Source organism: Klebsiella sp. YJ (assembly GCF_002108615.1).
Lineage (GTDB): Bacteria > Pseudomonadota > Gammaproteobacteria > Enterobacterales > Enterobacteriaceae > Klebsiella > Klebsiella planticola.
In genome coordinates, this window is sequence record NZ_MTEG01000011.1 from 69554 (window position 1) to 93184 (window position 23631).

Here is a 23631-nt window from a genome sequence, read left to right on the forward strand (position 1 = left end):
TACGCCTCTCCAGTCATATACATTCAGTAATGGCGAAGAATAAACGCCAGCATGAATTCACCAAATCAATAATTACAAAAAATAAAATACAAAATATTAATCATTTTTATCACCACGACTTAATCTGGACATTAGCCATGGCGAATCTTTACGGCCTGAAAAAATTCGATCTTAACTTGCTGGTTATTTTTGAATGCATCTATCAACATCTGAGCATCAGTCGGGCGGCGGAAACATTGTTTATTACCCCCTCCGCCGTCAGCCAGTCACTGCAACGCCTGCGCACTCAGCTTAACGATCCTCTGTTTATTCGTTCGGGGAAAGGAATTACGCCCACCAAAACGAGCGTCAACTTGCATTATCTCCTCGAAAAAAACTTAAGCCAGCTTGAGAAAACGATTTCTATGGCCAACCCGGCCAACTTTAAAAAACGTTTTGTCATTTATAGCCCACAGTTATTTATTACCCCCGATGCGTCACAATTCATCCACGCCCTCTACCAGAGCGGCAATATGCAGGTGGAACACCATGACCTGCAGCTCACCAGCGGGTCGGTGGAGAGTCTACTCTCACAGCGCAAGGCGGACCTGATACTCAGTTTGTCCCCCTGTAAAAGCGCGGAGACACTCTGTCAGCCCTTCCGGGAGGCTGAGATGGTACTGGTCTGTGGCCAACACCATCCGCGGGCCGATGAACTCAACGATCGGCAGGCCATCATGCGGGAAAGTTTCGCCGCCTATCTTTCCAGTGAGGTCGGCATAAAGAACTTTCATGCGCACATGAAAAAAAGTTTTCCGGAGCGAATGATTGCCTTTCGCAGCGATTCTCTGATAGCGATTGTCAATATGATTAACCAGACCGACCTTATCGGCTTTGTTCCTAAAGCTCTATTTAACCACCCGCTTTTCAATCTGAAATTAATACCGCTGCCCGTTCCGGCGCCATCTATTATGATCTACATGATTTATCACCAGACGCAGATAAATACGCCCATATTCTCCTCGCTGATCGACAAGATAATCCAGCCGCAACCTCAGATAAATAATTCATAACTTGAATGGTTTAATAAAAACCAATACACCACACAAATGCACAGCATAAAGAATGACGATGATGGCTTTCTGTCGTAGCATGATATGCAATCAGATCGTCAACTGCAGTTAAGGAACAGAGACCGTGACATTAATAAAACTTCCGTTACCCGAGTCCGTTCTGCAGGCCGCGCAGAAACGCATTGAATGGGTGATGGATAATTTCCCACGTATCTGTGTCTCTTTTTCCGGGGGCAAGGATTCCACCCTGATGTTACATCTGACCGCGCTTCACGCGCGACGTACGGGCCGCAAAATTAGCGTGCTGTTTATCGACTGGGAAGCGCAGTTTTCCTGCACCATTACCCATTGTGAAGCGCTGCGGGAAACGTATCAGGATGTCATCGAACGATTTTTTTGGGTTGCTCTGCCGCTAACCACGCAGAACTCACTCAGCCAGTTCGCTCCGGAATGGCAATGCTGGGAACCAGGCACCCCATGGGTACGCCAGCCTCCTCCACATGCCATTACCGACCCCGGCTATTTTTCTTTTTACACCCCGGGGATGAGCTTCGAAAACTTTGTTCGCGAATTCGCCGACTGGTTTTCCGCTAACCGTCCCGCGGCGGTCTTAGTCGGCATCCGCGCGGATGAATCCCTTAACCGATTCATCACCATCTCGTCGCGCCGCAAACAGCGCTTTGCCGATGACAAGCCCTGGACCACCGCAGCGCCGGGGGGCCACGCGTGGTACGCCTACCCTATTTATGACTGGAAAACCGCTGATATCTGGACCTGGTTTGCCAAAAGCGGACTCGCCTGTAACCCACTCTATAATCTGATGTATCAGGCCGGCGTACCGCTGCGCTACATGCGTATCTGTGAACCTTTCGGTCCGGAACAACGCCAGGGGCTTTGGCTTTATCACGTACTGGAACCTGAACGCTGGGCCGCCATGTGTCAGCGGGTGAGCGGCGCGTGCGGCGGCGGCATCTACGCCGGCCAGGATAACCAGTTCTACGGGCATCGCAAGCTGGAGAAGCCCGGACATCATAGCTGGAAGAGCTACGCCCTGTTTTTACTCGACAGCATGCCGGAAAAAACGGCCGAGCATTACCGGAATAAAATTGCCGTCTATCTGCGCTGGTATCAAAAGCAGGGGATGGAGGAGATACCTGACCTCCAGAAGGCCGATACCGGCGCGAAGGATATTCCGTCCTGGCGACGTATCTGCAAGGTGCTACTGAATAACGATTACTGGTGCCGCATGCTCTCTTTCAGTCCAACCAAATCCAGCCATTACCGGCGCTACCGCGAACGAATGAGTCAAAAACGCCAGCAGTGGGGAATCCTATGCAACAACAAATAATGCAGGATCTTGAGCGCTATCTGAACACGCTTTCGCAGGCAGAACGCATTGAGGCGCTGAACGCTTTTCGCCAGCTTTTGCACGACTACAGTCCGTTCAAATCGCATCCCGTTGACTGTGTGCTGTGGGTAAAACAGGAAAGCGTTGCGCCAAATGATTACAACCCCAACAACCTCGCCCCGCCGGAAAAACGTCTGCTGCTCACTTCGCTGGAAACGGACGGTTTTACGCAACCCATCGTGGTGCTCAGACAAGATGAGGCGCGCTACACCATCGTTGACGGATTCCATCGTCACGAGCTGGCCAGCAACAAAGCGCCGTTAAAACAGCAGTTGAACGGCTATCTCCCGGTCACCTGCCTGGAAAACCATTCAGCCACTCGCGATACGCTGATGGCCGCCACTATCCGCCATAACCGCGCGCGGGGCCGCCACCAGATCCCGGCCATGTCGAGTATCGTCCATGAACTGGCGAATCTTGGCTGGTCTGACGCTAAAATCAGTCAAGAGCTGGGTATGGATGCTGACGAAGTGTTACGCCTGAAACAAATTAATGGTCTTGCCGAACTGTTTGGCGACCGGCAATTTTCTCAGGCGTGGACCGTAAAATAGCTACAGCTGGCAGAGACGTTCCGCTGCGGCCAGCAAAGTTGCCGGCTGTTTTGCAAAGCACAGGCGTATGAGTTTGTGCGGGAACGGATCGGCGCAGAACACCGACAGCGGGATCGCCGCGACGCCCACCTCGGTCGTCAGCCAACGGCAGAAGCTCACATCGTCGAGATCGGAAATCGCGCTGTAGTCAGCCAGCAGGAAGTAGGTGCCCTCGCAGGGCAGAATCTCCAGACGGCTACTGCGCAGGGCATCGACAAACAGATCTCGCCGCTCGCGGTAGAATTCCGGCAGCTGGCGATAGTGCTGCGGCTCATGGCGCAGCATGTCGGCGATAGCCAGCTGGGCGGGCGTATTCACCGCGAAGGTCAGATACTGATGAACCTTGCGCAGCTCGGCGCTTATTGCCGCCGGCGCCACGCAGTACCCCACTTTCCAGCCGGTCATGTGGAAGGTTTTGCCAAATGAAGAGACCGCCACCGCCCGCTCGCGCAGCTGAGGGTGTGCCAGTACGCTGGCATGCCCGTGCGGCGCAAAGCAGATATGCTCATAGACCTCATCGCTGATCACATAAATTTCGCGATCGGCAATCGCCTGCCACAGCGCGGCAAAATCCTCGCCCTGCCAGACCGTCGCCGACGGGTTATGTGGCGTATTGAGAATCACCAGCCGGGTGCGCTCGCTAAGCGCTGCGGCAAATTCTTGCCAGTCAACGCGAAAATGCGGCGGCTGCAGAGCGATACGTTTCAATACGCCGCCGGATAACTCTACGGCCGGCGCGTAGCTGTCGTAGCTGGGGTCAAAACAGATGACCTCGTCGCCGGCGCGTACCAGCGCGGTGATCGCCGCGTAGAGCGCTTCGGTCGCCCCCGCCGTGACGGTAATATCGCTGTTTGCATCCGGGCGATGGCCGTACAGTTCGGCGGTTTTATCGGCGATCGCTTCACGTAATGCCGGGACACCGGTCATCGGCGCGTACTGGTTAGCCCCCTGAGCGACATGATACGCCAGGCGCTCCTGCAGGTAGCGCGGCCCGTCAAAATCCGGGAACCCCTGCGACAGATTGATCGCCCGGTGTTCCTGCGCCAGCGCGCTCATTTGTGTAAATATGGTGGTGCCAAGAGAAGGAAGTTTACTTTCAGGAATCAGTGGCTTATTACTCATTTTATAATTACCGATTGTAATGCTGTTGTTGAAGCCACTATAACACGATGTTAATATTTGGCAATCAAGACGCTTAGACGTCTAAATGATAATGTTATACCGGTTCTCGCCTGAAGCAGCCCATCACGGCGCACCGCCCACTCTGGAGAAACCATGATCCGCGCTATCGTGACCGATATTGAAGGCACCACCAGCGACATTTCTTTTGTCCACAACGTTCTGTTTCCGTACGCCCGCGAGCGGCTCGCGGCCTTTGTCACCGCGCAACAGTACGCCGATCCGGTGAAGACGATCCTTGATAATCTGCGAGCAGAAATCGGTAACCCCGCCGCCAGCACCGCCGAACTGATTGATACCCTGCTGGCCTTTATGGACGAAGACCGCAAGTCAACGGCGCTCAAGGCGCTGCAGGGTATTATCTGGCGCGAAGGCTATGTTAATGGCGACTTTACCGGCCATCTCTATCCGGACGTTCTGCCCGCGCTGGAAAAATGGAAGTCCCAGGGAATTGATTTATATATATATTCCTCTGGCTCCATCGCGGCGCAGAAATTGTTATTTGGCTACAGCGACGAAGGTGATATTACTCATCTGTTCAGTGGCTATTTCGATACCTTGACGGGAGCCAAGCGAGAAACGCAGTCCTATCGCAATATTGCCGAACAGCTGGGGCATCATCCGGCAACGATTCTGTTCCTCTCCGATATTCATCAGGAGCTGGATGCGGCAGAAGCCGCCGGTTTTCGTACGATCCAGCTGGTGCGCGGCGACCGCGATCCTGCCAGCCATCACCCGCAAGTTCAGCGTTTTGACGACATTCATCCGGAGCAGATCCCAGCATGAGCGCATTAACGATTTATTCAGAAAAAGACGCCGGTACCCCTCTCTGGCAAAGCACCGACGGCGATGAAATCCAGCAGCAGCTCAACGCCAAAGGCGTGCGCTTCGAACGCTGGCAGGCCGACCGCGATCTAGGTGTCTCCCCGACGCCGGAAACGGTGATTGAGGCCTATCAGCACGCCATTGACAAACTGGTCGCTGAAAAAGGCTACCAGAGCTGGGACGTGATCAGCCTGCGCGCCGATAATCCGCAGAAAGAGGCGCTACGCGCGAAGTTTCTCAACGAACACACCCACGGTGAAGACGAGGTTCGCTTTTTTGTTGAAGGCGCCGGGCTGTTCTGCCTGCATATCGGCAACGAGGTGTTTCAGGTACTGTGCGAGAAGAACGATTTGATTTCGGTACCGGCCGATACGCCGCACTGGTTTGATATGGGCTCGGAACCCAACTTCACCGCTATCCGCATTTTCGACAACCCGGAAGGCTGGGTAGCGAAATTTACCGGCGACGATATCGCCGACGCCTACCCGCGGCTGGCATAACGCCGCAATGCAATAATGCCGGGTGGCGGCTACGCCTGACCCGGCCTACAACGTCCCCAGCTTCCCGTAGGCCCGCGCAGCCGGGTTTGCTCCGCAGCCTGGGCGGGCGATAAACCGACCCTGTCCCAGCTGGCGGCTACGCCTGACCCGACCGACAACAGCCACAGCTTCCCGTAGGCCCGCGCAGCCGGGTTTGCTCCGCAGCCTGGGCAGGCGATAAACCGGCCCTGTCCCGGCTGGCGGTTACGCCTGACCCGGCCTACAACGTCCCCAGCTTTCCATAGGCCCGCGCAGCTGGGTTTGCTCCGCAGCCTGGGCGGGCGATAAACCGGCCCTGTCCCAGCTGACGGCTACGCCTGACCCGACCGACAACGTCCACCGCTTCCCGTAGGCCCGCGCAAGCGAAGCGCCGCCGGGCAACACCCACTCCCTAACCCCTAATAAACCTCGGCGGATCGAAGGCGGTAATCGGCGGTAACGGTTCGCGCCATGGTTCGATCTCCACCCGGCAGGTCTGGGCGCTACAGCCCTGTCCCAGCTGGCGGTTACGCCTGACCTGACCGACAACGTCCGCAGCTTCCCGTAGGCCCGTGCAAGCGAAGCGCCGCCGGGCAACACCCACTCCCTAACCCCTAATAAACCTCGGCGGATCGAAGGCGGTAATCGGCGGTAACGGTTCACGCCATGGTTCGATCTCCACCCGGCAGGTCTGGGCGCTACAGCCCTGACCCAGGCGCGAACTGCCGCGATCTTCGGTCAATACGTTCGGATTGCCATGCTTGTCCAGCGAACCTTTGACCTTCGGATCCAGCGGGTCGTACCAGGCTCCCGTTGACATCTGCACCACCCCCTTGAGGATCTGCTCGCTAAGATGCACCCCGGCGAGAATCGCCCCGCGGGCGTTATACACCTTCACCACGCTGCCTTCGACAATGCCCCGCGCCTGCGCATCCTGCGGATGCATCCACAGCGGCTCGCGGCCCTGAATTTTCGTCGCCCGGCTGACGCTGCCGTGATCGTACTGGCTGTGCAGACGGGTGCGCGGCTGGCTGGAGAGCAGATGCAGCGGCCAGCGCCCGGCCTCCGCCTGCTGCCGGGCCGCCTCTTCCGTATCCCACCACGGGTGGCCTGGGCATTCGCGATAGCCAAAAGCGGCAATCGTTGCCGAGTAGAGTTCAATTTTGCCGGAGGGAGTGGATAGCGGATAGCGCTGCGGGTCGGCGCGGAACTCCGCCAGAAAGACCTGCGGTTTTTCCGGGGCACGATATTCCAGCACGCCCTGCTGCCAGAACTCATCGAACGAAGGCAGCTCAATCCCCTCTTCCTGCGCCCGCGGCCGGGAGGCTTCATAAATCTGCCGCAGCCACTGGCCGGCGTCCCGCCCTTCACTAAACTGCTCGCCAATGCCCAGCCGCGCCGCGAGATCGCAGAAAATCGCGTAATCATCGCGCGCCTCACCCACCGGCGGGATCTGGGCGCTCATGGCTATCATAAAGCCGTCGTGACCACCGCTGCCGATATCTTCACGCTCCAGCGAGGTGGTTACCGGCAACACGATATCGGAGAATTTAGCCTGCGCGGTCCAGTACTGCTCGTGGACCACCACCGTTTCCGGCCGCCGCCACGCTTCACACAGCTGGTTGAGATCCTGATGGTGATGGAACGCGTTCCCCCCCGCCCAGTACACCAGGCGGATATCGGGATAGCGCAGACACTGGCCGTCAAACTCGTACTCCTCGCCGGGATGCAGCAGCATATCCGCCAGTCGCGCCACCGGGATCACGCTGCTGACCGCATTTTCTCCGGCCGGTAAGCGCGGGCCGGAGAACGCTTTACGCGAGGCTCCCGCCAGGTTGGTGCAGGCGTAACCGAAGCCCAACCCGCCGCCCGGCGTACCGATTTGCCCCAGCAGCGCGGTCAGCGCTACCGTGGCCCAGTAGGCCTGTTCCCCCTGGCGCGCGCGTTGAATGGACCACGAGATATTCACCATCGTACGCTGGCTGGCCATCATCCGCGCCAGAGAGACAATGTCTTGTTCAGCAATACCGGTAATCGCCGCCGCCCAGCGCGGCGTTTTCGCTATCCCGTCGCTCTCGCCGAGCAGATAAGCGCGATACGGTTCAAAGCCTACCGTATGGCTGGCGACAAATTGCGCATCGTACAAAGATTCCACTATCAGCACGTGGCACAGCGCCAGCAGCAGGGCCGTATCGGTGCCCGGACGAATCGCCAGCCACTGCGCGCTCTCCACGGCGCTGAGATCGTTACGCACCGGGCTGATGTTGACAAAGCGCGTTCCCCCTTCCTGCATTTTATCCAGCCAGTGCTTCAGCATATGGTCATTGGCGCCGCCGCCGTTGACCTGCGCATTACGCAGCGGTAAACCGCCGATGGCGACAAACAGCTGGCACTCGCGCGCCAGCTCAGAGAAGTGAGTATGCTGGCGATGCAGCGGACTGAGCGGCCCGAGCACATGCGGCAAAATGCGCTCCCCGGCGGCGCTGCTGTAGGTATTGGTGCTGGCGGTGTAGCCGCCGAAGGTTTTCAGGAAACGATGCAGCTGGCTCTGGGCATGGTGAAAACGCCCGGCGCTGGCCCAGCCGTAAGAGCCACCAAAAATCGCCTCGTTGCCGCAGCGCGTCTTCAGCGAAGTCAGCTCGCGGGCCAGCAGGTCAAGCGCAACCTCCCAGCTCACCTCCACGAAAGGCTCTGTGCCCCGCCCCTCGCGGGAAGCCGGGCCATTTTTCAGATAGCCTTCTCGCACCGCCGGACGGCGAATGCGCGCATTGCCGGTGACCGCATCGGGGAGTGATTGACCGATACGTGAAGGAGACTTATCCCAGGGGACCGGCGTGACCGCAGCGATATGGCCATCGCGGGCCTGAACCTGCCAGGTTCCCCAGTGCATCACGGTCAGATTATGCTGTTTTCTCATAGTGCCTGTTTTCTTCTCACCCGCTAAAGAGCGCTATAATAGAGCGCTATCCTCGGCAAGATAAAACGCCACCCGCCATATAATATGCTGCATATATAGCAATTAACCCCTCACACTTCGCGGTCCTCCGGGTTATTTACCAGATTTCCCGTCAACTAAACCATAATAATTAAGCAGCAATGATTATTTGCACTAAAAATAACGCATCAGTTTTAATATCCACAATATAAAAGAGGATTAAATTATGCATCATGAAATATTTTCAGCTTACTAATGATAAAATTACGTTTTCCTCGGCTAATCCTGCGATATAACATTGTTGGAATAACTTAGACATATTTCGTATTTGAGGTTGCGTGCTCGTTATTGTCATGCTACGACTCCGCAGCCACCTTCATCACAGGATCATAATAAGAATGTCGCAGAGAAAAAAATTATTACCCGCCGCACTGGGTCTGCTCTCGCTCGTCTCCATTAGCGCATCAGCCGCCGAAGCCCTGTCGCTTCAGGGGAAAACCATCGGCGTCGCCGTGGTTGGCACTCAGCACTTCTGGGATCGTGAAGCCTACAAAGGCGCAACGGAGGAGGTGGAGAAACTCGGTGGCAAGGTCATTGGCGTCGACGGCGGCCGTGATAATCAGGTCCATGCCAACAACCATGATATTTTACTGTCACGTAAAGTCGATGCGGTAATTAGTATTCTCGGCGACAGCGCTGTCGAACCTAAATTTAAAGCCCTGCGCGATGCCGGCATTCCGGTATTTACCGTTGACCATGTGTCAAAATATTCGGTCAATAACACCACTTCCGACAACTACACCCTGGGCTCGACCATTGGCCGCTATATGGCCGATGAATTAGGCGGTAAAGGTAACGTTGCCGTATTCAATGCGTTCTCCAGCTCCTTGCGTATTTGTGGCATTCGCTACGATCAGTGGAAATATGTCCTTAAGGATTATCCGGATATTCATATTATCCAGCCGGAGCTGGCCGAACAGTTTGCCAATTCCCCGGAAGACGCGCGTAAGAAAACCCTCGAATTACTCAGCCAGTATCCTAAAGGCAAACTCGATGCCATCCATGTCGCCTGCTGGGATCAGCCGGCTATCGGCATTGTCCAGGCGCTGGAAGAGACCGGCCGCGATAAAGACGTGAAGGTTACCGCTATCGATGCCGGTCCGGAAACGCTGGAGATCATGGCCGAACCGAATAGCCCGTTCGTCGCCAACGTGGCTCAGCAGCCGCATCTGATTGGCCAGACCTCCGCCGACAACGTCGCGCGCTACTTCGCCAAAGAGAAACTGCCGCTGCAGACCTTTATTCCGGTGGTCCCGGTTAAAGGGCCGCAGGAGGCGAAAGCAGTCTACAAACAGCTGGGATATGGCGAACTGCAGTGATCACTCAATCCTCCGGCGGGGCTAACCCCGCCGCTGGTCTGGCGATGAACCAGATCAGCAAAAGCTTTGCCAACGTGACTGCATTAAATGCGGTCACGCTGCTTCTGAATCCCGGCGAAATTCACGGTCTGATCGGCGAGAATGGCGCCGGAAAATCGACGCTGATCAAAATCCTCGCCGGCGTCTACCAGGCCGATAGCGGCAACGCCACCCTGGACGGCGCGCCGCTGCCGCTTGGTCATCCGGCGGCGATTGAAGCGCTGGGCATTCGCGTGATTCACCAGGAGCTCAACCTGATCCCCCACTTTACGGTGGCGGAATCGGTGTTCCTCGGCCAGGAGTACCGTACCCGCTGGGGGGCGCTGGACCGGCGGCGAATGAATGCCGCCACCGAAGCGTTTTTCCGCGACAGCTGGCAGCTGGACATCAATCCCCGCCGCCTGATCCGCGACCTCAGCCTCGCTGAACGCAAGCTGGTGCAAATAGCCCGCGCGCTGATCGACGGCGCGGCAAAGCTGGTGGTATTCGATGAGCCTACCGCGCCGCTGGAAGCGCAGGAAGCCAGCCTGGTCTCCTCAGCGATTCTGCGCCTGCGGCAGCAGGGGATCGCGATTCTCTATATTTCTCACTATCTCAATGAAATCGCCGCCCTGTGCGATCGCGGCACGGTACTGCGTAACGGCGAAGTCGTCGGCTATCCCGACCGGGAGCTCCTGCAAAACACCGACGCGCTGATTAAAATGATGGTCGGGCGCGATATCGAACAGCTCTATACTCCGCGCCAGAGTAGCGCTCATCAGGTCGATGCCGCCGTACCGGTCCTGTCGGTGCGCCAGCTCAGCGACGGCGCGCAATTAAACGCGATGACCTTTGATATTCAGCCGGGAGAGATCGTCGGCGTCGCCGGTCTGCTGGGCGCCGGCCGCGACGTGCTGGTCGATCTGCTTTACGGGCTACGCCGCGCCCGCAGCGGCACGATTAGCATCGACGGCCAGCCGAAGCGGCTGCGTACGCCGTATCAGGCCACCCGCGCCGGGATGGCGCTGGTGCCGCGCGACCGCCGCCATCAGGGGCTGATTCTTCCCTTCTCCACCGCCGACAATATTAATCTCGCCTCCCTGCCGGAGACCGCCACCCTCGGCTGGGAACATCGCGGTCGGGCGCTGGAAAAAGCGCGCAGCTGGATAGACCAACTCTCTATCCGCCCGGGTCGTCCGGAACTGCCGGTGCGTTTTATGAGCGGCGGCAATCAGCAAAAAGCCATTCTGGCCCGCTGGCTGGGTACCGACGCACGGCTCTTTATTCTCGATGAACCCACTCTCGGGGTCGATATCGGCGCCCGCAGCGATATTTATCAGCGCACCCGCGAGCTGGCGGATCGCGGACGCGCGGTACTGGTCTCCTCCAGCGATGCGCCGGAGCTACTGGGCCTTTGCGACCGCATCCTGGTGATGTGGCGCGGCGAGCTGGTGGCCAATCTCCCGACCCGGGGGCTGACGCTCGACGCGCTGCTGGCGACGATTAACGGTGGACAGGAACAACAGGTATGAGTGCAGGTATCCAGCGCCGCCCGCTTCCGGGCATAACGACGCTTATCGAAAAATTCCCGCTGATTCTCTTTTTTGCGCTGCTGGTCTGGCTTAGCCTCCAGTCGCCTTTCTTTTTAAGCTGGCAGAATATCAGCATGATGCTGGTGCAGAGCGTGCCGCTGGCGATTCTCTGTTTCGGCCTGGTGTGCGTGATTGCCGTTGGCGGCGATGACGTGGTCTCCGGCGGTATCGACCTCTCGCTTCCCGCTATCGCCGTGCTCGGCGTCGCCCTGCTGAGCCTCGGTATGGTCGAATGGAACACCCCGTATCTGCTGCTGTTACTGCTGCTGATCGCGGTATCTCTCGCCTGCGGAGCGGTGAACGCGATACTGGTGCTCGCCGCCGGCTTGCCGCCGCTGCTGGCGACGCTGTCTACCTCCGTCGCCTTTACCGGCCTGACGGATCTGCTGACCGGCCAGCGGCGCATCGCGGTCAACGACCCGCTAATGGTCGCTTTTCGCGACAACGCGGTGCTCGGGGTTCCCTGGCCGCTGATCTACCTGCTGGCGGTATTCGTGCTGTTTCAGTTCTTGCTCCATCACTCCCGCTTCGGCCAGCATTTACAGGCGGTAGGCGGTAACCGCGATATGGCGCAGATGAGCGGTCTCAACGTCCGTCGTCTGACGGTTATGGTCTGGCTACTGGCCGGAATCGCCGCCGGGCTGGCGATTTTGCCGCTGCTCAGCCAGGGCTCCGGTAGCTCCAGCGGCACGGCGACGCCGCTGCTGCTGGAAACCGTCCTCGCCACCTTTATCGGCGCGGCGTTCTCGCGGCGTCGCGTGGTCACCATCTGGGGCGCGCTGCTCGGCGCGGTGCTGGTCAACGCGCTCTCTAACGGCCTTGGCCTGCTGGGGGTGAATATCTTCTGGATGGGCGCCATCAAGGGCGGCCTGATCCTCATCGTTCTGGCGGCCTCGGCGGTCAGGCATCAAGGAGGCCGCTGATGAGTCAGCTGACGCTCAAATCCTCAACCAACCGGTCGGGCAGCAGCCCGCTGGCATGGCTGTCGCGGGCCGGATTCGGCATTATCACCCTGCTGGCGGTCGCCCTGTTCGGCTGGGCCAATCCGGTCTTTCTGACCCTCGATAACTGGGCGAATCTACTCCAGGGCAGCGCCATTCTGCTGATTGTGGCGATGGCGATGACCTTAATCGTCAGCGCCGGCGCCATCGACCTGTCGGTAGGCGTAGCGCTCGATTTCGGCGCCGCCTTTGCGCTGGTCGCCTTAAAAACCTGGCACCTGCCGTGGCAGGCGGCGGTGGGCTGCGCCCTGCTTGGCGGAGTGATGATTGGCCTGCTGAATGCCTTCCTGATCCTTATCTGCCAGATTCGTCCGTTCCTCGCCACCCTCGGCACCTGGTTTATCGCCAGCAGCGCCGAGCGCATCTATACCGACGGCGGCGGCTCTATCTCCTACCGCAGAATGGCGCCTGAGTATCATGACCTGGCGGTCGGCAATATCGCCGGCATTCCAACGCCGGTGGTGATTGTCCTCGCGCTGTGGCTGGCGGCCTGGCTGATTACCGAACGCACGCTGTTTGGCAAATATGTCCGCGCCATCGGCCAGAACGGCGAAGCGGCGCGAATCGCCGGGATCCGCGATCGCCGGACTCTGCTGTGGGTTCTGGTGGCGGCCTCCGCGCTGTGCGCCGTCGGCGGCGTTATTCTTTCCGCCAACCTGCGCCAGTTTACCCCGCTGGCCGGTCAGGCCTATTTGATGGACGCTATCGCCGCGGTATTTATCGGCACCGCCTTTAACCGACTGGGTCGGGTCAGCATCGCCGGCACTCTCGGCGGCGTGCTGTTCCTCGCCATTATTGATAACGGCCTGAACCTGATGGGGCTCAACTATCTGGTGAAAGATGCGCTGGTTGGCGTGATTCTGGTGGTAGCGTTGGCCCTCTCCTTCTGGCAGGCGCGTCTGCGCCAAACCCATCGTTAAGTGGAGCACCTATGGCAGCCTTTGACGCCGTCTTTGTCGGCCTGACTATTCTTGATATCGCCGGTCGCCCGGTGATTGACATCCCGCCGCGCGGCGGGGTGGCCTTTATCGAACAAATTCGCCTTAACCCCGCCGGTACCGCCGCCGGAGCCAATATTAACGCCGCAAAGCTGGGCATTCGTACCGCCGCGGTCGCCTGCCTTGGCGAAGATGAAAAAGCCGATTTTATCCTTGCCAGCTATACGCGGCTGGGGATCGACTGCTCGCTGATCCAGCGCACGGCGCAGCAGGAAACGTCGGCGACGATCCTGCCGATCCGTCCCAACGGCGAGCGCCCGGCGCTGCACTGCCGGGGCGCTTCCGATGCCCTTTTCGTCAGCGAAGAAGAGTTTGACGCGATTCTCGACTGCCGCTTCCTGCACCACGGCGGCAGCGGCCTGCTGGCGGCGATGGATCGCGGGCAAAGCGCCCTTCTGCTGCGGGCGGCGAAGGCCCGGGGTGTTGTCACCAGTTTTGATTTGATCGCCCCGAATGAGAACACGCTGGAACTGCTGCGCCCGTTGCTGCCGTCGGTTGACTACTTTATGCCTTCGCTGGAAGAGGCAAGCTACCTCAGCGGGCGCACCGACCCCGCCGACATCGCCCGCTTCTTCTTCGAGCTGGGCGTCGGAACCTGCATTCTGAAGGATGGCGAAAACGGCTCGTGGATGCTGACCGGCGACGGTGGCATCGAACATATCGCGGCGTATCGGGTCAATGCCGTGGATACCACCGGTTGCGGCGACAGCTACTGCGGCGGCTTTATTGCCGCGCTGGCCCGCGGGTTAAGCATCAAAGAGGCGTGCGAGGTGGCTTCCGCCGTCGCCGCGCTGGTGGCGACCGGGATGGGATCGGATGCCGGCGTGGTGGACTGGCAGCATACGCAGGACTTTATGGCGGCAAACCGGCGCGGATAAAAAGCTTCGCCGCCGCATCGCGCGGCGGCAAGAGCGGCTTAGCGCCACTGATAGAGTAGCGGCTCGCCAGCGACATAGCGCTGGAGGTCGGCGGCAATCATCGCCGTATGCTTAGCGATGCTCTCCCGCGTCGCGCCGGCAATATGCGGCGTGATGATCACGTTATCAAACTCGGTGATAAACGGATGGTCGCGCCACAGCGGTTCGCGGTGATAGACATCCAGCGCCGCGCCGCCGAGCGGGCCATGACGCAGCGCGTGAATCAACGCCTCTTCATCCACTACCGCGGCCCGCGAAGTGTTAATCAACAGCGCGCCGGGCTTCATGCTATTCAACAACGCCGCGCTCACCAGACCATCGCTGTGCGGGCCGCTGCTCAGATGCAGGCTGACGATATCCGCCTCGCGGAACAGTCCCTCAAGCGTCGTTTTCTGTAGACCCGGTTCGTTGATATCTTCGGCGGCGACAAACGGATCCACCACCAGCACCGCCATGCCAAACGCCCGCGCAATACGCGCCACGCGGCGACCGATATTGCCATAGCCAATCAGCCCCAGGGTTTTGTTGCGTAGCTCGCTGCCTTTAAACACTTCATAGGGACTCTCCGGGCTCACGTCCCACACCACATCGCGGCGCAGTCCGCTCTGAGTAGCCTGGGTGTCGTTCTCAGCACGGGTAAATTCACCGCGTTTCAGCGCCGCATGGGACTGCGGAATATGCCGCGCCAGGCTCAGCATCAGCCCGATGGTCAGCTCCGCCGCGGCGTCCGCATTGCGCCCCGGCGTATAGAGCACGCGGATACCGCGGGCCTGAGCGGCTTTGGTGTCAATGTTCACCGGATTGGCGCGGGTGCAGGCGATGACCTGCAGTCGCGGGCAGGCGGCGATCACCTCTTGCGTCACATCGTCATAGCTGGTGACCAGAACATCGGCATCATGCGCCAGCTCAATCAGCTGGCCCGCGCTCAGTTTCGGTTTGCCCAGCGCCCAGCCTGCCACCAGCAACTCGCCGAGTTGCTGAAAGGCTGTGAGATCGCCGGAATGTTCGGCGGTAAAAACGATTTTCATGAATGTTGTTCCTGAGAAAGACGGTGGAGGGCATCCTGTCGGGCCTGCCAGACGGGCAGCATCTGCTCGCGCAGCAGCCGGTAAACCGGGTACAGAGCAGCGTAGCGAGCGTGGGCCTGCGGATCGGGCTGATAGCGGGTCTGCTCCAGCGTTGGATAGTGCGCCAGCGCGCCGACGCTACGGGCCGCCAGAATCGCCGCCCCGCGAGCGCTGAGTTCATTAAAGGTGCTGGAGACCACCGTGCGCCCGCTACAGTCGGCAATAATTTGTAGCCAGGTCGCCGAGGCCGCGCCGCCGCCGGTCAGGTACAGTTCGCCGCCCTGCGGGTAGCCCTGAAGCGAGTCGACGATGGCGTAAGCCAGTCCTTCAAACACCGCCCGCTGCAGCTCCGCGCGGGTCGTGTGCTGACTGATGCCAAAATACCCGGCCCGCGCATCGGGGCTGAAAAACGGCGCGCGTTCGCCGTTGAGATAGGGTTGCCAGAAAACGCCGCCGCTGCCCGGTTCGACATCGGCGATAGACTGCTCCAGCAACTGGAGGTCCGGCGTCAGGGAAATATGCTGTTGCAGCCAGTCAATATTCGGCGTGCCGGCCTGCATCGGGAAGAGATTGATAAAGCTCCCCGACTCGGTGTGGGTGACATAGCGTGTCCCCTCATTCACCGCCTGGCGACCGTGGCAGACAATCCCGGTACAGCAGGTGGTACCGAGAATGGTGTAGATATCGCCATCGTTGACCGCTCCGCAGCCCAGCGCGGCGCTGCACACGTCGAGCGCCCCGGCGGCCACCGGCGTGGCGGCGGGGAGTCCGGTAAGGGCGGCGACCTCATCGCGCAGCGTGCCGGCCGGCGCATCGGGGGCCAGCCGCGGCGGGAACAGGTGCTGAAGATCGGCCAGCCCCATTTCGTTAAGCACCACCTCCGACAGCTCTCCGCTGTGCTGATTGAGCAGCGAGGTACTGGCGTCGGTAAAATCCAGCGCCGCCACCCCGGTTAAGCGAAAACGCACCCAGTCTTTGGCGAAAAACAGATAATGAGCCTGCGCCAGCCGCTCCGGTTGATAGTGCCGGAGCCAGCTCAGCTGCATGCTGGTATTGCACGGTTGCAGGTGAGTGCCGGTGTCAGAGAAAAAGCGCCGGTCGAAGCCCGGACGGCGTAATAGCTCGCTCATCAGCTCGCGGCTGCGGGTATCGCTCCACAGGATCCCCGGGCCAACCGGTTCGCCCTCGGCATCGCTCAGCCAGACGCCTTCGCCCTGCCCGGCAAGGCCGATCGCCCGCAGACGTCCGGTCTTCAGCTCCGGCTGTCGGGCAATTTGTTGCAAAATGGCCATCACCGACTGCCACAGCTGCGCCATATCCTGCTCGGCATGACCGTTCGTCGACAGGCGCGGGCCGGTACTCTCCGCCGTGCTGGCTCGAGCCTGAAAGTGCTCATCAAACAGCACCGCCTTAACGCGCGAGGTGCCGATATCGATTCCGAGATAAAAATCCATGCCTGACCCGTTAGTGGAGTGAAATTTAGTCGCGCTCGTAGCGGCGGCGCATCAGCTCGCACTCGAACAGAAACTCCAGACCTTCCAGCTGACGGCGGGCCTCGTTAATATCTTTGCCCCAGCAGGTCAGGCCGTGGCCGCGCAGCAGGAAGCCGTAGCGCAGCGGGTTGGTCTGCGCATAATCTTCAATGCGCGCCGCCAGGGCGTCGATATCCTGGTCGTTATCGAAAATCGCCACCGGTACGGTATCGAGATGGCTGTGCTGGCCGGTCAGGGTTTTCTGCATCTCATAGCCCTGCAGCGCCAGGGTGGCGCTTTTTTCAATCCGCGACAGTACGGTGGCGTTGACGGTATGGACGTGCAGCACGACGTTCGCTTCCGGGAACAGACGATACACCAGGGTATGCAGACCGGTTTCAGCAGAAGGTTTACGCCCGGAAGGCGCTTTATTGCTGGCGATCTCGACCTGCAGGAAATCTTCCGTCGTCAGGCTGCCTTTATCGCGTCCCGACTCGCTAAGCCAGCACCAGGTCTCATCCTGACGCACCGACATATTGCCGCCGGTTGCCGGCGCCCAGCCTTTCGCGCCGATCCAATGACAGGTGGTGACCAGTTGCGCGAGTCTTTCTTGCCACATAGCAGTTCCTTAGTTTAGCGATGTTAATTTGAGAACCTTTACGGGCAGGCGCTATTGTTGCAGGCAGTCTGGACATGGACAGCGCGGAACACCCGGAGCGTACAGGAAGTACGTGAGGAGTATTCGCTACGCTCACCCTTCGGGCCGCCATCAAAGGCGTTCAAAACTCTACGCGTTTGTGTGAGCACTGCCCGGGTCCAAAATGGCCCATAAAATAGCCTGGTCAAAGGTTCTTTAGCCGTCTAAATGGCTATTTACCCGATACTAACACCGCTAGCTTAAGTGAACAATATTTCAGGAAAGGCTTACATTGATAATGGTTATATCAGAAATGCATATGAAATTACTGTTTTTAACAATGATATAACCGGAGGTTTTCATGAAGCCCCTATTACCGACTATCCGGGTTCAAAAAGACGGGGGATCGTTCTGTAGGAAAGAAGTGCGATGCGCCTGCAGAAACCGGGCGCAAAATGCGTAGAGACGATTATGCCCGACAAGATCGTGATTTGCGGGATTGCAGGCATGGCAACCCCGCGCCGCCAGTCCCTGTCTGATTGTTGATAAAGTGCGCGTCTCGGGCATTGCCCGGTGGCGGCTGACGCCTTACCGGGCCTACGAGATCCACCCTTCATATCAAGCCCGCAACCCGTCAGAGCAATTCCGGCCCCAATCCGCCCCCGTAGTTCGGGTAAACCGCCAGCCGCCACCCGACAAAATCGCGAATAGCCTCAACCCCGCACCCCGTCAGAGCAATTCCGGCCCCCAATCCGCCCCCGTAGGTCGGGTAAGGCGCCAGCCGCCACCCGACAAAATCGCGAACAGCCTCAAGCCCGCAACCCGTCAGAGCAATTCCGGCCCCAATCCGCCCCGTAGGTCGGGTAAGGCGCCAGCCGCCACCCGACAGAAGTGCGGTCACAATCGCTAAATCTCAGCGCCTGCCTGCGTAATCTGTCAGCCGCTGCCCCATCGCGGGGCAAAACTTTGCACCGTGCACACTCTTCTGGCAGCCATCGGCTGATAAACGACTTTTTATGTGCACACTGCCCATCACATTGTGTCACCCCTGCCTTGATTTTGTTGGCATATCTCTTGCTACCTCTCTGCCATCGCCATTCGGATAGCCACTCAGAGGTTCCACAATGTCAAACAGCAATGATTTTCCGCTCGTCGAAGCGCCCGCCTCCGGGCGTAAGGGCCTGTTTTCGATCTCCATGGTTTTGTTCAGCTTTACCTTTTTTACCGGCACGATGTTCGCCGGTGGCAAACTAGGCGTCTCTTTTTCCATCGTCAATCTCCTGTGGATTGCGGCGATCGGTAACTTTCTGCTGGCTCTGTATGCCGCCTCCCTCGGCTGGATTGCCGCACGCAGCGGGCTGAATACCGTGCTGATGGGACGTTTTTGTTTCGGTGAAATCGGCAGCAAGCTCGCCGATTTTATTCTCGGCTTCGCCGAACTGGGCTGGTACGCCTGGGGTACTGCGACGGTCGCCATCTCGCTGGTCAAAATCCTCGCTCTGCCCGCCGCCATGACCATCCCGCTGATGATCCTGTTCGGTATCCTGTTCTGCGTCACCGCGCTGGTGGGCTACAAAGGGCTGGATGCGCTGTCACGCGTATCGGTGCCGCTGATGTTCATTCTGCTGGTGGTCTCGATGTACCTTGCCGCCCACCACGCCGGCGGCTGGCAGGCAATGACCAAAATCGAACCGGGCGAGACCATGACCTGGTCGGCGGCGATCACTATGGTCTTCGGCACCTTCGCCAGCGGCGCGACCCAGGCGACCAACTGGACGCGGCTGGCCAACTCCAGCCGCACCGCTATCGTCGCCAGCATGAGCAGTTTCCTTATCGGTAACGGGCTGATGATTGTGGCCGGCGCCTGGTGCGCCATCGTCTACCAGCAGGCCGATATTGTGGAAGTGCTGATTTTGCAGGGGCTGTCGGTCGCCGCGGTGGTGATGCTGTGTCTCAACCTGCTGACCATTCAGGGGCCGACGATTTATAACGTCTCGGCCGCCGCCTGCCATCTGCTGCGCAGCGAGCGCCGCCGCACTCTGACCGTGGTCGCCGCCGGCGTCGGTATTCTGCTGGCCATTGGCGGGATGTATGAAATGCTGATCCCTTTCCTGGTGCTGCTGGGCAGCATTATTCCGCCCATCGGCGGCGTTATCCTCGCCGACTACTGGTTTTATCGCGGCGGCCGCTATCCGCTGCTGCACACCGCCCGCTTACCACGCTTTAACTGGCTGGGGCTTAGCGCCTACGCCGTGGGTGCGGTGGTGGCTTACCTGTCGCCGTGGATCGCCCCGCTGGTTGGCATTACCGTTTCTGCGCTGGTCTATATCGCGCTGACACGTCTGAGCAAACGTCAGCCCGCCGCTGATTCGGTCGCGGAGCAGTAGTCATGAGCCTGACGGTCAGCGAAATCCTCGCCCTCGAGGGACTCTCCGCCCTGCGCCTGCGCGCGGGTCAACAGGGACTACAGCTGGCGGTGCGCTGGTACTACGTGGCGGAAAATGAAAACATCGCCGAATGGATCATGGGCGGGGAGCTGGTGTTTATCACCGGGATCAACCATCCCCGCGATGAAGACAACCTGATCCATTTGCTGATGGAAGGTAAGCAGCGCGGGATCGCCGGGATGGTGATCCTCACCGGTGACCAATATATTCAGGCGATCCCGCCGCGTCTGATCGCGCTGGCCGACGAGCTGGGTATTCCGCTGATCGAACAGCCCTATCTACTGAAGATGGTGATTGTGACCGAACGCATCGGTACCGCGCTGGTGCGCAGCGAGAATGCCCTGCAATCGCAGCGCGATATTCTGCTACAGCTGTTAACCGGCGACTATCCCGACCTGCAAATCCTGCATCAACGCGCGCTCCACCAGCAGCTGGATTTTACCCGCCCGCTGCGGGTGGCGGCGCTGCGCCTTGAAGGAATCCAGCGCCTGTTTCGCCAGCTTCCGCCGGAGCAGGCCGAAGCCTGGCTCCAGCAGGCCCGCCGCACCGTGCGCCAGCGCCTGCAGCAGCAGCTCAATCAGCAGGGCAACCCCTTTCCGCTGGTCGAACGCAGCAATATGTTTCTCTTCCTGCTCCCGGATGAAGAAGGCGAGTTTTATCAGCAGAAAAAGTGGCTCCAGGCGTGGCTGCATGCGCTGGCGGAAGGCGACGACGGGCTATCGCTGCTGTGCGGTCTTTCGGCGCCGGTGCAGCAGCAGCAGGGATATCCGCGCGCGCTGTCGCAGGCGCGTCAGGCGCTGGACCTCAGCGATAGCCTGCGTCCAGCCCAGCGCATCAGCGACTACCAGCAGCTGGGCTTTATCAAGCTGCTCTCCGCCGTCAGCGATCCCACCCTGCTGAGCGATTTTATGCACGACACCCTCGGCTGCCTGATCGAACCCGATCGCAAAAGCCCATGGCTGTTGCTGGAGACGCTGGAAACGCTGCTGCAGGAGAGCGGTAACGTGGTCAGGGCCGCCGAGCGGCTGGGCATTCATCGCAACACGCTGCATCAGCGTATTCAACGTATTGAAAAGCTGACTCGCAATCCGGTCAGCCATCCGCAATTTCATCTCAACGCCTCGGTCGCCCTGGCTATCTGGCGTATGTCGCAAAACCATTTACGGGAACAACCATGAAAATTATCAACGCGCGTCTGCGCCATCAAGAAGCGCTCTATACCCTTGAGTTACAGGACGGTCTGATTAACAGCATCACCCCGCAGGCCGCCGCGCAGGCGGCTGAAGCCAGCGATATCGACGCACAGCAAAAGCTGGTTATCCCGCCGTTCGTCGAGCCGCATATCCACCTCGATGCCACCCTGACGGCGGGCGAGCCGGAGTGGAATATGAGCGGTACGCTGTTCGAGGGGATCGCCCGCTGGAGCCAGCGTAAAGAGAGCGTCACCGTTGAAGATACGCGCCAGCGGGCGCTGAAAACTATCGGTATGCTGCGCGATAACGGCGTACAGCACGTGCGCACCCACATCGATGTCACCGACCCCTCCCTGACGGCGCTTGAAGCGATGCTGAGGGTGAAAAAAGAGGCGGCCCATCTTATCGACCTGCAGATCGTTGCCTTTCCGCAGGAGGGCATTGAGTCCTTCCCCGGCGGACGCGAACTGATGACCCGCGCCATTGAAATGGGCGCCGACGTAGTGGGCGGCATTCCGCACTACGAAAACACCCGTGATAAGGGCGTCAGCTCTCTGAGCTTTTTGATGGACCTGGCCCAGCGCCACGGCTGCCTGGTGGACGTGCACTGCGATGAAACCGACGACCCGCAGTCGCGCTTCCTCGAAGTGCTGGCGGAAGAGGCCCGGGTTCGCGGCATGGGCGCACAGGTCACCGCCAGCCATACCTGCGCGATGGGCTCCTACGATAACGCCTACTGCTCGAAACTGTTCCGCCTGCTCAAGGCCTCCGGCATCAACTTTATCTCCTGCCCGACGGAAAGCATTCACCTGCAGGGGCGCTTCGACAGTTGGCCGAAACGCCGCGGCGTGACGCGGGTGGCGGAGCTGGACCGCGCCGGGATCAACGTCTGTTTTGCTCAGGACTCGATTCAGGATCCGTGGTACCCGCTGGGCAACGGCAACATCATGCGCATTCTCGACGCCGGCCTGCATATCTGCCATATGCTGGGCTATGAAGATTTGCAGCGCTGCCTCGATCTCATTACCGACAATAGCGCCCGCACGCTGTGTCTCGGCGACAACTACGGCATTGCCGAAGGTCGCCCGGCAAACCTGCTGATCCTTGATGCGCAAAACGACTATGATGCGCTGCGCCGCCAGGCCAAAGTGCTGACCTCCATTCGTCACGGCAAGATCATTTTGCAGCGCCAGGCGGAACAGATTCACTACCCGGTATAAGCGTGACGTTGACGCGGTACGCATCCCGCGTCAACCCGCTGCTCGCGCAGGGATTTATGTGATACCTTCTAACTACTTTTTTGTGCCGGCCATGGGCTCCATGCGTCGGCATGGGCTCACTAAGAACAACCCGTACCCTGACACTATGAGCGAAAAAAAATGGATTAAGGCTGAGGATGTTGCCCGACTCGCCGGCGTCTCCCGTTCCGCGGTTTCCCGCACCTTTACGCCCGGCGCATCGGTGGCGGAAAAAACCCGGCAGAAGGTCCTCGCCGCGGCGGAAACGCTGGGCTATCAGGTCAATATCATCGCCCGCGCGATGAATACCGGCAGCAGCAACTTTATCGGCATCGTCACCGCCGGGTTTGATAACCCGTTCCGCAGCAAGCTATTGTCGCCGCTGGTCCACCAACTGGCGCTCAATGGGTTTATGCCGCTGCTGATGAACGCCGACGATCCGCAGCAGCTCGCCCCGTCGCTCAAGCAGCTGCTGAGCTATCACGTCGCAGGAGTCATTATCACCTCCGGAGCGCCGCCGCTGTCGCTGGCGGAGGAGTATCTGGAGCGGAAAATCCCGGTGACGCTGATCAACCGCCACGCCGATCTGGCCGGCTGCGATCGCGTATGCAGCGACAACGCGCAGGGGGCGAAGCTGGTGGCCGACCTGTTTGTTCAGCGCCAGTGGCGACAGGCCGGGTTTATCGGTGAAAGTCTGGATAACTTCAGCACCCGCCAGCGCTACGACGCGTTCGTTGCCCATACGCAAGGCATAGACGTTGCCGCGCACTTCTGCGAAAGCAGCGGCTATCAGGCGGGCTTTCGCGCCGCCAGGCAGCTGCTTGCCGCGCATCCGCAGCTGCAGGCGCTGTTCTGCGCCACCGATATGCTGGCGCTCGGCGCGCTGGACGGTCTGCGGGCCGACAATCCTGCCGCTCCGCTACCTGCCATTATCGGCTTTGATGATATCCCGCAGGCGGACTGGCAGCCCTACCAGCTGACCACCGTGCAGCAGAATACCGCCCTGCTCGCCCACCATGCGGTGGATTTGCTGGTCACGAGGATCGCTAAATTCAACCTGCCGTCACGTCATCGCGAAGTGCCGGTGAAACTGATTGTTCGTCAGAGCACAAAATGAAATATTCATTTTATGCCAGAACGATCACAGAATAATTTTTTTAATCCA

The 23631-nt window shown here is 59.3% G+C and carries 19 protein-coding genes and 1 pseudogene; 14 read left to right on the forward strand and 6 right to left on the reverse strand.

The window, feature by feature from the left end:
• The first annotated feature begins 137 nt into the window (after positions 1–137).
• The 3 genes from citR to BV390_RS12845 all read left to right on the forward strand — a co-directional run bounded on the left by citR (position 138) and on the right by BV390_RS12845 (position 3011).
• Positions 138–1052: a DNA-binding transcriptional repressor CitR gene (citR, locus tag BV390_RS12835; protein ID WP_085397021.1), complete on the forward strand. Its 915-nt coding sequence runs from the start codon at positions 138–140 to the stop codon at positions 1050–1052.
• A 124-nt stretch (positions 1053–1176) separates the two neighbouring features.
• Complete coding sequence (locus BV390_RS12840) at positions 1177–2400, forward strand: phosphoadenosine phosphosulfate reductase (RefSeq protein ID WP_046852949.1); 1224 nt, start codon at positions 1177–1179, stop codon at positions 2398–2400.
• Positions 2385–3011: an IbrB-like domain-containing protein gene (locus BV390_RS12845; RefSeq protein WP_032688901.1), complete on the forward strand. Its 627-nt coding sequence runs from the start codon at positions 2385–2387 to the stop codon at positions 3009–3011. Before BV390_RS12840 ends, BV390_RS12845 begins: the two co-directional genes overlap by 16 nt.
• Here the strand turns inward: BV390_RS12845 and BV390_RS12850 are convergent, their stop codons facing one another.
• Positions 3012–4157, reverse strand: a complete 1146-nt coding sequence (locus tag BV390_RS12850; RefSeq protein WP_165556137.1) for a pyridoxal phosphate-dependent aminotransferase — start codon at positions 4155–4157, stop codon at positions 3012–3014.
• 168 nt (positions 4158–4325) lie between these two features.
• On the opposite strand from BV390_RS12850, the gene mtnC reads away from it, so the two are divergent.
• A complete protein-coding gene (gene mtnC, locus BV390_RS12855) occupies positions 4326–5015 on the forward strand; it encodes an acireductone synthase (protein ID WP_032688905.1) in 690 nt (229 codons plus the stop codon).
• Complete coding sequence (locus tag BV390_RS12860) at positions 5012–5554, forward strand: 1,2-dihydroxy-3-keto-5-methylthiopentene dioxygenase (protein ID WP_032688906.1); 543 nt, start codon at positions 5012–5014, stop codon at positions 5552–5554. The genes mtnC and BV390_RS12860 overlap by 4 nt, the downstream gene beginning before the upstream one ends.
• Before the next feature lie 430 nt (positions 5555–5984).
• Here the strand turns inward: BV390_RS12860 and BV390_RS31935 are convergent.
• Positions 5985–6098 (reverse strand): annotated as a pseudogene (locus tag BV390_RS31935) (hypothetical protein); the annotation flags it as partial.
• A gap of 81 nt (positions 6099–6179) precedes the next feature.
• The gene (locus tag BV390_RS12865; RefSeq protein WP_085396998.1) at positions 6180–8489 is read right to left on the reverse strand and encodes a molybdopterin-dependent oxidoreductase; all 2310 of its coding nucleotides are present in this window, start codon (positions 8487–8489) and stop codon (positions 6180–6182) included.
• A gap of 416 nt (positions 8490–8905) precedes the next feature.
• Between BV390_RS12865 and BV390_RS12870 the strand changes: the two genes are divergently transcribed.
• Genes BV390_RS12870 through BV390_RS12890 form a run of 5 tightly spaced genes read left to right on the forward strand, consistent with a single transcriptional unit; the run spans position 8906 to position 14373 of the window.
• Positions 8906–9886 carry a sugar ABC transporter substrate-binding protein gene (locus BV390_RS12870; RefSeq protein WP_032688908.1) on the forward strand — a complete coding sequence of 327 codons (981 nt, stop codon included), beginning with the start codon at positions 8906–8908 and terminating at the stop codon, positions 9884–9886.
• Between the two features lie 44 nt (positions 9887–9930).
• The gene (locus tag BV390_RS12875) at positions 9931–11436 is read left to right on the forward strand and encodes a sugar ABC transporter ATP-binding protein (RefSeq protein ID WP_163923324.1); all 1506 of its coding nucleotides are present in this window, start codon (positions 9931–9933) and stop codon (positions 11434–11436) included.
• The gene (locus tag BV390_RS12880) at positions 11433–12419 is read left to right on the forward strand and encodes an ABC transporter permease (protein ID WP_085396999.1); all 987 of its coding nucleotides are present in this window, start codon (positions 11433–11435) and stop codon (positions 12417–12419) included. Before BV390_RS12875 ends, BV390_RS12880 begins: the two co-directional genes overlap by 4 nt.
• Complete coding sequence (locus BV390_RS12885; RefSeq protein ID WP_032696416.1) at positions 12419–13417, forward strand: ABC transporter permease; 999 nt, start codon at positions 12419–12421, stop codon at positions 13415–13417. Before BV390_RS12880 ends, BV390_RS12885 begins: the two co-directional genes overlap by 1 nt.
• 11 nt (positions 13418–13428) lie before the next feature.
• On the forward strand, positions 13429–14373 hold the full coding sequence (locus BV390_RS12890) for a carbohydrate kinase family protein (RefSeq protein WP_085397000.1): 945 nt from the start codon (positions 13429–13431) through the stop codon (positions 14371–14373).
• Between the two features lie 38 nt (positions 14374–14411).
• On the opposite strand, the gene BV390_RS12895 is transcribed toward BV390_RS12890, so the two are convergent.
• The 3 genes from BV390_RS12895 to BV390_RS12905 are packed head-to-tail and all read right to left on the reverse strand — an operon-like array spanning position 14412 to position 17570.
• Positions 14412–15440: a 2-hydroxyacid dehydrogenase gene (locus BV390_RS12895; RefSeq protein WP_085397001.1), complete on the reverse strand. Its 1029-nt coding sequence runs from the start codon at positions 15438–15440 to the stop codon at positions 14412–14414.
• Positions 15437–16933, reverse strand: a complete 1497-nt coding sequence (locus BV390_RS12900) for an FGGY-family carbohydrate kinase (RefSeq protein ID WP_085397002.1) — start codon at positions 16931–16933, stop codon at positions 15437–15439. Before BV390_RS12900 ends, BV390_RS12895 begins: the two co-directional genes overlap by 4 nt.
• Before the next feature lie 25 nt (positions 16934–16958).
• On the reverse strand, positions 16959–17570 hold the full coding sequence (locus BV390_RS12905) for a methylthioribulose 1-phosphate dehydratase (protein ID WP_032688919.1): 612 nt from the start codon (positions 17568–17570) through the stop codon (positions 16959–16961).
• 1142 nt (positions 17571–18712) lie between these two features.
• On the opposite strand from BV390_RS12905, the gene codB reads away from it, so the two are divergent.
• From codB to BV390_RS12925, 4 genes are all read left to right on the forward strand, one after another.
• On the forward strand, positions 18713–19975 hold the full coding sequence (gene codB / locus BV390_RS12910) for a cytosine permease (RefSeq protein WP_032700587.1): 1263 nt from the start codon (positions 18713–18715) through the stop codon (positions 19973–19975).
• A 2-nt stretch (positions 19976–19977) separates the two neighbouring features.
• The gene (locus tag BV390_RS12915) at positions 19978–21213 is read left to right on the forward strand and encodes a PucR family transcriptional regulator (protein WP_085397003.1); all 1236 of its coding nucleotides are present in this window, start codon (positions 19978–19980) and stop codon (positions 21211–21213) included.
• On the forward strand, positions 21210–22448 hold the full coding sequence (codA, locus tag BV390_RS12920) for a cytosine deaminase (protein WP_032696421.1): 1239 nt from the start codon (positions 21210–21212) through the stop codon (positions 22446–22448). The genes BV390_RS12915 and codA overlap by 4 nt, the downstream gene beginning before the upstream one ends.
• A gap of 145 nt (positions 22449–22593) precedes the next feature.
• On the forward strand, positions 22594–23583 hold the full coding sequence (locus BV390_RS12925; RefSeq protein ID WP_032688925.1) for a LacI family DNA-binding transcriptional regulator: 990 nt from the start codon (positions 22594–22596) through the stop codon (positions 23581–23583).
• Positions 23584–23631: the final 48 nt, after the last annotated feature.

Bases quoted from the DNA above. Each gene is read 5' to 3' on its own strand.
- citR (WP_085397021.1), top strand. From the start codon at position 138: ATGGCGAATCTTTACGGCCTGAAAAAATTCGATCTTAACTTGCTGGTT.
- BV390_RS12845 (WP_032688901.1), top strand. From the start codon at position 2,385: ATGCAACAACAAATAATGCAGGATCTTGAGCGCTATCTGAACACGCTT.
- mtnC (WP_032688905.1), top strand. From the start codon at position 4,326: ATGATCCGCGCTATCGTGACCGATATTGAAGGCACCACCAGCGACATT.
- BV390_RS12860 (WP_032688906.1), top strand. From the start codon at position 5,012: ATGAGCGCATTAACGATTTATTCAGAAAAAGACGCCGGTACCCCTCTC.
- BV390_RS12865 (WP_085396998.1), bottom strand. From the start codon at position 8,489: ATGAGAAAACAGCATAATCTGACCGTGATGCACTGGGGAACCTGGCAG.
- BV390_RS12870 (WP_032688908.1), top strand. From the start codon at position 8,906: ATGTCGCAGAGAAAAAAATTATTACCCGCCGCACTGGGTCTGCTCTCG.
- BV390_RS12875 (WP_163923324.1), top strand. From the start codon at position 9,931: ATGAACCAGATCAGCAAAAGCTTTGCCAACGTGACTGCATTAAATGCG.
- BV390_RS12880 (WP_085396999.1), top strand. From the start codon at position 11,433: ATGAGTGCAGGTATCCAGCGCCGCCCGCTTCCGGGCATAACGACGCTT.
- BV390_RS12885 (WP_032696416.1), top strand. From the start codon at position 12,419: ATGAGTCAGCTGACGCTCAAATCCTCAACCAACCGGTCGGGCAGCAGC.
- BV390_RS12890 (WP_085397000.1), top strand. From the start codon at position 13,429: ATGGCAGCCTTTGACGCCGTCTTTGTCGGCCTGACTATTCTTGATATC.
- BV390_RS12895 (WP_085397001.1), bottom strand. From the start codon at position 15,440: ATGAAAATCGTTTTTACCGCCGAACATTCCGGCGATCTCACAGCCTTT.
- BV390_RS12900 (WP_085397002.1), bottom strand. From the start codon at position 16,933: ATGGATTTTTATCTCGGAATCGATATCGGCACCTCGCGCGTTAAGGCG.
- BV390_RS12905 (WP_032688919.1), bottom strand. From the start codon at position 17,570: ATGTGGCAAGAAAGACTCGCGCAACTGGTCACCACCTGTCATTGGATC.
- codB (WP_032700587.1), top strand. From the start codon at position 18,713: ATGTCAAACAGCAATGATTTTCCGCTCGTCGAAGCGCCCGCCTCCGGG.
- BV390_RS12915 (WP_085397003.1), top strand. From the start codon at position 19,978: ATGAGCCTGACGGTCAGCGAAATCCTCGCCCTCGAGGGACTCTCCGCC.
- codA (WP_032696421.1), top strand. From the start codon at position 21,210: ATGAAAATTATCAACGCGCGTCTGCGCCATCAAGAAGCGCTCTATACC.
- BV390_RS12925 (WP_032688925.1), top strand. From the start codon at position 22,594: ATGAGCGAAAAAAAATGGATTAAGGCTGAGGATGTTGCCCGACTCGCC.